At 61.9% G+C, this 1,088-nt stretch carries 1 protein-coding gene; it reads left to right on the top strand.

Annotated features, from left to right (window positions below; translation table 11 throughout):
* Nucleotides 1-98 precede the first annotated feature (98 nt).
* Complete coding sequence (locus J2W68_RS17955) at nt 99-1,082, top strand: IS30 family transposase (RefSeq protein WP_430539777.1); 984 nt, start codon at nt 99-101, stop codon at nt 1,080-1,082.
* The last annotated feature ends 6 nt before the right edge of the window (nt 1,083-1,088 follow it).

Here is a 1,088-nt window from a genome sequence, read left to right on the forward strand (position 1 = left end):
CGCGGGTTAACAAAGTAAGCGCAACACCCGCGCCGCCCGAAACTAAAGAGGTGAGCTGGCAGACTGGAGGGGATCACTCCGGCAAGAGACGATCCCTCATGTACAGCCAGCTCACCGAGCAGGAACGATACACCCTGGCCGCACTCAGGCAGCAAGGCATGTCCTGTCGCGCGATTGCGCGCGTCTTGGGGCGAAATCCGAGCACGATCAGTCGCGAGACACGCCGCAACAGCTGCCTCGCGACGGATGGTGCATACAGGCCGAGCAAAGCGCAGGAGCGCACGAATGGTCGCCGCTGCCGCTCGCGTCGGATTCGACAGCATAGTGAGGCCGTGTACGCCGCCGTCGAGGCTCTGCTTCGCCACGAGCAGTGGAGTCCCGAGCAGATCGCGCGTTGGCTGGCCGAGAACAGCATCGCGCGTATCAGCCACATGACGATCTATCGCCATGTGCGAGCCGACTCGGCGCATGGCGGCGGCTTGCGCAACGCATTGCGTCAAGGCCGAAAGCGACGCCGAAAGCGCACCTGGGGCCCGGAAAAGCGCGGCCGTCTACAAGGTAAGCCCATGATCGATACGCGGCCATCCGAAGTCGAATTGCGCCAGGAGCCAGGTCACTGGGAGGGCGATACGGTGAGCGGACCGGCCTGCGAGCGATCGTGCCTTCTGACGCTTGTGGAACGCAGTTCCGGCCTGGCCCTCGTGGCACGGCTTCCGCATCGAACCAGCAAGGCCGTCAATCGCGCCACATTGCGGCTGATCCGGGAAAGCGGTTTGCCGTTCGAGACGATCACATGGGACAACGGCACCGAGTTCCATGGCTACAGAGCGCTTGAGGAAGCAACGGGCGTGCGCTGCTACTTTGCGTATCCGCATCGACCTTGGGAGCGCGGTAGCAACGAGAACTTCAACGGCCTGCTCCGCCAGTACTTTCCAAAGCGAAGCAGCCTGGCTCGTCTCCAACAGAAGACCTGCGACCGTATCGCGCACAAACTCAACTCTCGGCCGAGAAAACGTTATGGGTTCAAATCACCGATCGAACGAATGCGAGAACTCCTCGGCGCGGTGCACTTCGCTTGTTAATTCACC

The organism is Luteimonas terrae (genome assembly GCF_031457535.1).
Lineage (GTDB): Bacteria > Pseudomonadota > Gammaproteobacteria > Xanthomonadales > Xanthomonadaceae > Luteimonas > Luteimonas terrae_A.

Bases quoted from the DNA above. Each gene is read 5' to 3' on its own strand.
- J2W68_RS17955 (WP_430539777.1), top strand. From the start codon at position 99: ATGTACAGCCAGCTCACCGAGCAGGAACGATACACCCTGGCCGCACTC.